This window comes from Actinoplanes oryzae (genome assembly GCF_030757795.1).
GTDB lineage: Bacteria > Actinomycetota > Actinomycetes > Mycobacteriales > Micromonosporaceae > Actinoplanes.
Genome location: NZ_JAUQWH010000264.1, coordinates 1 through 7,812 on the forward strand (window position 1 = coordinate 1; position 7,812 = coordinate 7,812).

At 69.1% G+C, this 7,812-nt stretch carries 7 protein-coding genes; 1 reads left to right on the forward strand and 6 read right to left on the reverse strand.

What is annotated here, in order from left to right:
• Nucleotides 1-89: 89 nt before the first annotated feature.
• From RBH18_RS41850 to RBH18_RS41875, 6 genes are all read right to left on the reverse strand, one after another.
• On the reverse strand, nt 90-1,091 hold the full coding sequence (locus RBH18_RS41850) for a glycosyl hydrolase (protein WP_306216070.1): 1,002 nt from the start codon (nt 1,089-1,091) through the stop codon (nt 90-92).
• A 15-nt stretch (nt 1,092-1,106) separates the two neighbouring features.
• Nucleotides 1,107-3,365 (reverse strand): glycoside hydrolase family 2 protein, encoded by a 2,259-nt coding sequence (locus RBH18_RS41855; RefSeq protein ID WP_306216071.1) that lies wholly within the window; start codon nt 3,363-3,365, stop codon nt 1,107-1,109.
• A gap of 8 nt (nt 3,366-3,373) precedes the next feature.
• Entirely contained in the window at nt 3,374-4,186 is an 813-nt protein-coding gene (locus tag RBH18_RS41860) for a carbohydrate ABC transporter permease (RefSeq protein WP_306216072.1), read from the reverse strand.
• Nucleotides 4,183-5,049, reverse strand: coding sequence for a carbohydrate ABC transporter permease (locus tag RBH18_RS41865; RefSeq protein ID WP_306216073.1), 867 nt, complete (start codon nt 5,047-5,049; stop codon nt 4,183-4,185). Before RBH18_RS41865 ends, RBH18_RS41860 begins: the two co-directional genes overlap by 4 nt.
• The gene (locus RBH18_RS41870; RefSeq protein WP_306216074.1) at nt 5,049-6,365 is read right to left on the reverse strand and encodes an ABC transporter substrate-binding protein; all 1,317 of its coding nucleotides are present in this window, start codon (nt 6,363-6,365) and stop codon (nt 5,049-5,051) included. The genes RBH18_RS41865 and RBH18_RS41870 overlap by 1 nt, the downstream gene beginning before the upstream one ends.
• Nucleotides 6,366-6,473: 108 nt before the next feature.
• The gene (locus RBH18_RS41875) at nt 6,474-7,301 is read right to left on the reverse strand and encodes a LacI family DNA-binding transcriptional regulator (protein WP_306216075.1); all 828 of its coding nucleotides are present in this window, start codon (nt 7,299-7,301) and stop codon (nt 6,474-6,476) included.
• Nucleotides 7,302-7,393: 92 nt separating this feature from the next.
• Between RBH18_RS41875 and RBH18_RS41880 the strand changes: the two genes are divergently transcribed.
• A partial coding sequence (locus tag RBH18_RS41880) for a GTP pyrophosphokinase (protein ID WP_372339071.1) occupies nt 7,394-7,812 on the forward strand: 419 nt, incomplete at its 3' end.

The window sequence follows — 7,812 nt, forward strand, 5'->3', positions numbered from 1 at the left end:
CGCGGACATCCTCGACTACCTGCGCAGCGGCCTGGCGGCGGGCATGGTGCTGCCCGACCCCGCGGACAAGAAGCTGGAGACCGTACGCGTCACTGTCGAAGGGTGACCTCGCCCTGGTTGAGGACGCGGGGGTGGAAGTAGGCCGCCTGGATCTCGGCGTTGGTGTTGGTGCTCCGGAGCTGCTCGGACCAGATCATGAAGTACGCCCACCGGGGCTGGCTGGTCAACAGGCTGTCGTTCGGTGCCTTGCCCAGCTCGGCGATCGCGATCGGCTTGCCGGCCGCGATCGACTGGATCTGCTGGTAGTCGGCGGCCGACGGGTAGCTCTTGTACCAGGCGTCCAGCGAGACCACGTCGGCGTAGCCGCTGCCCGGGTAGTAGGAGGACCAGCCGCCGGCCGGGTTGTCCTGGACGTTCCAGACCCAGATCAGGTTGTCCAGGCCCTGGCTGTCGAAGTAGTCCTTCATCTGCTGGAAGATCTTGGCCCCGCCGTTGGCGCCCGGGCGGCCGCCCCACCAGTTCCACGTCTCGTTCATCTCGTGGAAGGGCCGCCACAGCACCGGCACCCCGGCGTCCTTCAGCTGCTTCAGGTACGGGACCACCTCGGCCATCCGGCTGCGCCAGGTCTGGTTGAGCGCGGTGCCGCCGGTGACGATCTGCTGGAACTGGCTGTCCGTGATGCGGGTCTTCACGCCGCCCTCGAACTCGCAGGTGCGCCCGACCGTGGGGGAGCAGGCGTGCCAGGTGAGGGCGACCAGTGACCCGTTGGCCCACTCGGTCTTCGCCTGGTCGACGACGCGCTGCCGGTTGGCGACGTCGTCGGCGCGGAACATCAGGTCGCCGCCCCACAGGCCGGGCCACTGGCCGGTGACGTCGTGGACCTGCTGGGTGTACTGGCCGGGGGAGCTCGCGGGCTCCTTGTTGTGCTGGCCGGAGACGATCGACGTGCCGGTGATCGACCGCAGGTAGGCGAGCACGGCCGACCTCGGCGTGGCCTCGAACGCCGAGGCGTCCGAAGCGTAGTGCAGGGTGCCCGCGCCGAGCAGCGCCAACGCGGCGCCGACGGCCCAGACGGGACGGGGGATTCTCACGGGGAACGTCCTTTCTCAGGACCGCAGGACCGATGCGAGATCGGTGAGGACCCACGGCGCTTTGACGACACCGGCGTCAAGGGGGACCGGTGCTCGTACACACAGGGTGGTGCTCTCGCCGGGCAGCAGGGTGACGAAGCCCTGGTCCACCGTGGCGGCGGGGTGGATGCGATCGGGTTGCAGCAGGATGTCGCGGGCCAGCCCGGCGGCGTGCACGTGCACGTCGAGGCCGCCGGGGACGACGTCGGCCGTCACTGTCAGCTGGGGATCGTCCAGCGAGTAGTCGTCGGCGAACCAGAGCGCGCGCAGGCCGTCCAGCTCCACCGCGACGACGTCCGCTGCGTCCACCGGGAGGAATCCCACCGACCGCGGCGGGACGGAGATCTCCGGGGTCGTCCACGCCTCCGGCGAGTCGTTCATCACGGCGACGACCAGGCCGCCGTCGCGGGGCTGGACCGACAGGAGCCGCGGTTGATACAGGTCGCGGAGGGCGAAGTACAGCGGCTTGCGGCGGCCGGCGCCGTCGATCGCGGCCCAGGAGGTCACCGGCCACAGGTCGTTGAGCTGCCACAGGACGGTCCCGGCGGTGTGCGGCCAGTGCGAGCGCCAGTGCTCGATGCCGGTGCGCACCGCGCGTACCTGGTTGAGCTGGGTCAGGTAGTGCCACGCCTCGGTGCTGCGCGGCGCCGGGAAGTGCGCGGCCAGCCCCCGGGCCAGCTTGCCGTTGCCGTCCTCGGCCTTCTGGTGGTGCAGCACGCCGGGGGAGTCGGGCAGCAGCGGCTCGTCGGCGACCGCATCCCGCAGCGTGCGCCACGCGGGCGGCGCCTGCCAGCCGAATTCCGCCACGAACCGCGGCGTGGAATCGCGATAATGCCGATAGTCCTGGCGGTTCCAGACCTCCCAGGAATGGAAGGTCCCGTGCTCCGGCGAATTGGGCTCGTGCTCCCAGGACCCCGACCACGGGCTGCCGGCCATGTAGGGGCGCGACGGGTCGAGTTCGGCCACGATCGCCGGCAGCAGGGACAGGTAGTAGTCCTCACCCCAGCTGAGGGATCCGCCGGGCTGCTCGTCCCAGCCGCTCGCGCGATAGAGCCACAGATTCTCGTTGTTCCCGTTCCACGCGACCAGGCTCGGGTGGGACGACAGGCGCACGACGTTCTCCCGCGCCTCCGCGATCACCTCCGAGCGGATCGGCTCCTCCTCCGGATAGCAGGCGCACGCGAAGAGGAAGTCCTGCCACACCATCAGCCCGAGCTCGTCGCACACCTCGTAGAAGTCGCGGCTCTCGTAGATCCCGCCGCCCCACACGCGGATGAGATTGACGCCCGCCGCTGCCGCCGCCCCGAGCCGTTCGGCATATCGCGCCCGCGTCATCCGGGACGGGAAGATGTCGTCCGGGATCCAGTTCACGCCCTTGACCAGCACCGGCTCGCCGTTGACGCGGAAGAGGAAGGCGCCGTCCGACGTGTCGATCCCGACGCTCCGGAAGCCGGCGCGGCGCTCCCAGCGGTCCAGCTCGGTGTCCCCGTCGAGCAGCACGACAGCGATGTCGTAGAGCCTCGGCGCCCGCGGGTGCCACGGCTCGATCCCCGGCACCTCGGCGCCGATCTCGCGCCCGTCCAGCAGGACCTGGACCCGCAGCTCACGCTCGTCGGTCCGGTCCAGCTCGACGTCCACATCGACCAGACCCACCCCGTCCCGGTACGTCGTGAGCGCCCGCACACTCCGCAGGCGCGCCGTGTTCCAGCCCTCGAGCCGCACCGGCCGCCAGATGCCGGCGGTCACGAGCGTGGGCCCCCAGTCCCAGCCGAAGCTGCACGCCATCTTCCGGATGAAGTTGAACGGCTCGGGGTACGCGTTGGGCCGGTCCCCGAGCTCCGCCCGCACCCGCTCCGCCTCGGTGTAGGCCGACGTGAAACGCACCGTCAGCAGCTGCGGTTCCTCGGTGATCAGGGAGGTCACGTCGAAGCGATAGCTGCGGTGCATGTTCCGCGTGGACCCGAGTCGCACGTCGCCGAGCGAGATGTCCGCGACGGTGTCGAGCCCCTCGAAGACGAGTTCGATCCGCTCGGGTCGCGGCCCTTCCCAGGCGATCTCCCGTTCGTAGGTCCAGTCGCGGCGGCCCACCCAGGCGACGGCCTTCTCGTTCTCGCCGAGGAAGGGGTCCACGAGCCGGCCGGCGTCCAGGAGATCGGTGTGGACACAACCGGGCACGGTCGCGGGCAGCTTCTCAGAGCCGGAGGTCAGCGTCCAGGCGCCGGAAAGGTCGATCACGGAGTACCTCATTTCGTGGCACCGGCGGTGATGCCGTTGTAGATGAACCGCTGCAGCAGCAGGAAGATCACCACGGTGGGCAGGATGACGATCATCGTGCAGGCCGCGATCGTCTCCCACTGCGCGCCGTAGGGGCCCTTGAACCGGAACAGCGCCGTGGAGATGACGTTCAGGTCCGGCGAGCGCAGATAGAGGAACGGGATGTAGAACTCGTTGTAGATCGCGATGCCCTTGATGATGACCACGGTGGCGATCGCGGGACGCATCAGCGGCAGGATGATGCGCCGGTAGACGGTGAAGCGGTTCGCGCCGTCGATGAGGGCGGCCTGGTCGAGGCTGCGCGGGATCGAGTCCATGAACTGGATGAAGATGTAGATCGAGACGATGTCGGTGCCGAGGAACAGCACGATCGCCGACCACGGGGTGTTCACCAGGCCCATCGACTTGACGATCTGATAGGTCGCGACCTGGGTGGTCACCCCGGGCACCAGCGCCGCCACCAGGAAGAGGCCGAGGACGAGGCGTTTCAGGGCGAAGGAGAAGCGGCTGATCGCGTACGCGGCCAGCGTGCCGACCAGCACGGTGCCGGTCAGCGAGACGACGAGGATGACCGTCGTGTTCCAGAAGCCCCGGAGCATGTGCCCGGCGTTCCACGCGGTCACGAAGTTGTCGAAGTTCAGCCAGTCGCGCGGCGGCGTCAGCGGGCCGGTCGTGCCGTATTCGGCGTGCGTCTTGAAGGCCGCGAACAACACCACGACCAGCGGCACGAGCACGATCAGCGAGGCGAGCACGAGCGAGGCGTATTTGCCGGCCCGGATCACGTCAGCGTCACCTCGTCGTCGGGCAGCACCCGGCGCTGGATCCAGGTGAGCAGCAGCACGACGGCCAGCAGCACGACGGCCATCGCGGAGGCGAGGCCGATCTGCCGGAACTGGAAGGCCGTCTCGTACGCCTGGATGACAAAGGTGCGCGTGCCGTTGGCGCCGCCGGTCATCAGGAACGGGATCTCGAAGACGGCCAGGCTGCCCGAGATCGCGAGAATGAACGACAGGCTGATGATGCGGCGGATGCCCGGCGCGATGATCCAGCGGAACTGATGCCACCGGTTCGCGCCGTCGAGGTCCGCGGCCTCGTAGATCTCGGCCGGAATGGACTGGATGGCGCCGAGGAAGAGCACGAAGCTCAGCCCCGTGAAGCGCCACACCGACGTGCCGGCGAGCGAGAAGTTCGCGACGCCGGGATCGCCGAGCCACAGGGTGCTGTGGTCGCCCAGGCCGAGGAGTCGCAGGACGCTGTCGAGCGTGCCGCCGGGCTGGAAGAGGTAGAGGAAGACGAATCCGACGGCGACGCCGTTCAGCAGGTACGGGAAGAACAGAATGCCCTTGAACAGGGCGCGGAAGCGGGTGCTGAAGGACAGCACGACGGCGAAATAGAGCGCGATCGCGATCTGGGCGAAGGACGCCACGAAGTAGTAGAGGCTGACCAGGAAGACCCGCCAGTACCGCTCGTCGGTGAAGACGCGGACGTAGTTGTCCCATCCCGCCGGGTCCATGGTGGGGTCGAGGCCGTCCCACTTGTGGAAGCTGTACCAGACCATGTTGCCGACGGGCACATAGGTGAACGTGATCAGCAGAGCGAGCGCCGGCGCCAGGTAGAACCAGGGACGGAGGGAGCGCAGGGACATCACATGACCCGCGACTGCGCGGCGCCCCAGCGCTTGTTCAAGTCGGCGAAGTAGGACTCCTTGGTCCCTTTCGCGGCGCCGCGGGCGATGTCGACGAGCTTCTGCCGATAGATGTTCCCGGCGAGATCGATCTCGGACTCCTTGATGATCTCGTCCTCCTTGCCCGCGTTCGTGGTGGCCGCGGGCAGCTCGACGAGCTCTACCCCGGTTTCCTGGAACTGCCGGAGGACGGCCGGCAGTTCCCCTGTGACGGTGGGCGGAACGGACTGCTGGTCGTTCGCGAATCCGGACTCGGTGACGAACCAGTCGAGCCACGCCTTGGCCGCCGGCTTGTTGGCGGAATTGCGGCTGATCCCGGCCTTGTAGTCGCCCTCGATGCGGGAGTGGAACTTCCCGCCGGCCTGATGGGGGAACGGCCAGAACACGATGTCCTCGGGATCCGCCCCGGCGGCCTTCGCGGCGTCGCGCATCTGCGGCACGGCCCACGAACCGAGCAGCATGGTGGCGACCTTGCCGGTGGCGATCATCGGCTTGGACCCCTCCCAGTTGGTCGTGAGCGGATCCTTCTCGCTGAGCCCGGCGTGCACGATGTCGAAGAGCAGGCCGTCGGCGATGTACAGCACCTTGCCGGGCTGCCACGGCGCCGGATCGGCGGGAAACTTCTCGTTGATCGCGGGATCCGCCACGATGGCCCGCTGGCTGTTGAAGAAGCTGAGCGGCCAGCCGTCCTTGTAGTTGGTGTAGAACGGCACTGCCTGGGTCCTGTCCTTGACCGCCCGGAGGCCGGCCGGGAATTCCTCGGGCGTCCTCGGGGGAGCGGTGACGCCGGCCTGCGCCCAGATCCGCTTGTTGACGACGAGCCCGTTGGCGACGCCGCCGAGCGAGAGGCCGTAGACCTTTCCGTCGTACGCCTTCTCGTCCGTGAACCGGTATTTCGCCTTGAGGTCCGCCAGGTCGCCGAGCGGCGCGAAGAACTGCGGCAACTGGTCGACGGCGACCGTGTTCGGGATCAGCAGCACGTCGCCGTAGTCGCCGGAGCTGAGCTGGGTCGTGACGTCGCCCTCGTAGTTGGTGACGGCCTCGAACCCGACCTTGGTGCCGGGGTGCCCGGCCTCGAACGCCTTCGCGTACGCGGGGAGGGCGGTCTCGGTCAGGTCGGTCCGGTTGGTGAGCACGGTGATCGAACCCGTCACCTCGCCGCCGAAGTCGTCGTCGCCGCCGTCGGGCTCGTCGCTCGCGCCGCCCGTGCAGCCGGGCGTGACGGTGACGACGGCGAGCGCGAGACCGGCCCCGAGCAGCTGTCTTCTTCTGATCATGGCGTCCACCCGTTGGTATTCGTCGATGGGATGCGCGCCCAGCATGGGGCTCGGGTTACCGCCGTGTCAACGTTAGATTATTAATTTATGTAGTCGGAGACGTGCGCGTCACCGGGTCGTCTCCCGGGCGACCAGGTGCGCGGCGGGCGCCTCGTAGACGGCGGGACCGGCTCCGGCCAGCGCGTCGAGCAGGGCTTTCGCGGCGAGTTCGCCGATCCGGCCGATGTCGTGGCTCATCGCGGACAGGGCCGGCGCGGCCAGCTGGCACTGGGCCGAGTCGTCCCAGGCGACCACGGACACGTCGGCCGGGACCTTGAGGTCGTGCTCCCGGAGCAGGTCCAGGGCCGCCAGCGCCATGACGTCGTTGTCACACACCAGGGCGGTGGGCCGCGCGGGGAGCAGGCTCGCGACGGCGGCGCGCCCCGACTCGTACGAATAGTCGCCCTCGGCCCGCACCAGGCGCACGCCGCGCTCGGCGGCCTCCGCGTCCGCACCGGCGCGGCGCAGCTGGGTGTGCGCGAACCGCCCGGGACCGCTGACGTGCCCGACGACCTCGTGCCCGCGATCGGAAAGGAAGCGGACGGCCTCCCGGGCGGAGCCCTCGTCGTCGGTCCACACCGTCGGCAGCCCCGAGGCGGTCGAGGGGGCGCCGAGCACCACCGCGGGCAGGCCCAGCCGATGCACCAGGGCCACCCGGTCGTCGTCCGGCGCGAGGTCGACCAGGACCACGCCGTCGACGCGGCGCAGGCCGGCCCACCGCTCGTACGTGTCGCTCTCGGCCGCTCGGTCGGTGACCACCTTGACCAGCACCGACACCCCGGCCGGGGTGAGCACGCGCTCCAGCCCCTCGAGGAACTCGTGGTAGTAGGGCTCCTCGCCCAGGACCCGCGTGGCGCGGGCGAGCACCAGCCCTACCCGCCGCTGTGCCTGCGTCACAGCCGTTACCGTACATGCCATGGCACGTCGTGAAACGCCCGCTGCCGGGCCCGGCAGCCGGGCGCTGGTGGTCGATGTAGTCCGCTCGGGTCATGATGGTCTACAAGTTCGGGCTCGCGGAGATCCAGACGAAGATCACGATCCTGGCGGAGGAACTCGCCCACAAGGGCCGCGGCAACCCCATCGAGCACGTCAGCCCGCGGCTCAAGACGGCGTCCAGCATCGCGGCCAAGGCGCAGCGCATCGGCTGCCCGCTGACCTACGACGACGTCCGGGCCCGGATCCGCGACATCGCCGGCATCCGCATCGTGTGCAGCTTCGTCTCCGACGTCTACACGGTCGCCGACATGCTGACCCGCCAGCCGGACATCAACCTGGTGGTCACCAAGGACTACATCGCCGAGCCGAAGCCCAACGGCTACCGCAGCCTGCACCTGATCGTCGAGATCCCGGTCTTCCTCTCCGACCGCGTCGTGGCGGTGCCGGTCGAGGTGCAGCTGCGCACGGTGGC

Coding starts and splice junctions, on each gene's coding strand:
- RBH18_RS41870 (WP_306216074.1), bottom strand. CDS start 6,365: ATGATCAGAAGAAGACAGCTGCTCGGGGCCGGTCTCGCGCTCGCCGTC.
- RBH18_RS41865 (WP_306216073.1), bottom strand. CDS start 5,049: ATGTCCCTGCGCTCCCTCCGTCCCTGGTTCTACCTGGCGCCGGCGCTC.